The sequence below is a fragment of the Streptomyces sp. OR43 genome, assembly GCF_008042275.1.
Classification (GTDB): domain Bacteria; phylum Actinomycetota; class Actinomycetes; order Streptomycetales; family Streptomycetaceae; genus Streptomyces.
The window spans coordinates 1-603 of sequence record NZ_RDBK01000075.1; the positions used below are offsets into that span (position 1 = coordinate 1).

Annotated in this window: 1 pseudogene; it reads right to left on the bottom strand. The window is 73.5% G+C overall.

The annotated features are described in order from the left end of the window. Window positions 1–149: 149 nt before the first annotated feature. Window positions 150–350, bottom strand: a pseudogene (locus tag EAO72_RS40580) (DUF3152 domain-containing protein); the annotation flags it as partial. Between the last annotated feature and the right edge of the window lie 253 nt (window positions 351–603).

Consider the following 603-nt stretch of genomic DNA (forward strand, 5'->3'; position numbering starts at 1 on the left):
CCCCTCCCCGGTCCTCTGCGGTTGGCTTCCCCGCCCCGGTCCTCTGCGGTTGGCTTCCCCGCTATAAGGACCGGCGCCGGGACGGATTGGTTCAGTCCACAACCATATTGATCGCCAGGGTGACCGCCGGACGCGGGACCGGCGGAGGCTCACGGCACGGAGGGACCGCCGAGGTACCGCCCCTCGGCGTCGTAGGGCCAGGCGTTGGCGACGCATCCCTTGAGGCCGTCGATCTGCTGCATCATCGCGGGCGCGGGGCGGCCCTTGCCGGGGCAGGTCTCGTGGCCGTGGCCGAGCCAGTGGCCGACCTCGTGGTTGATGATCAGGGCACGGTACTCGGCGAGCGGTCCGGAGCGGGGGTGACCAGCAGCCCGGAGCGGCGCATGGGTGACCAGCAGCCCGGAGCGGCGCATGGCCGTGATCAGGGCGGGCGGTGCGGTGGGAGCGGCCGTCGCCGCGGTCGTGCCGTGGCGGAGCATCCGGTGCAGCCCGCGCCGCACGCTGCCGGCCCGCCAGGTGTCGTCCGGCCCGAGCGCGTCGAGTGCCTGTCCGCCTCACGCGGATCTGCCCAGGGTGTCCGCCTCACGCGGATCGGGGAAGTAC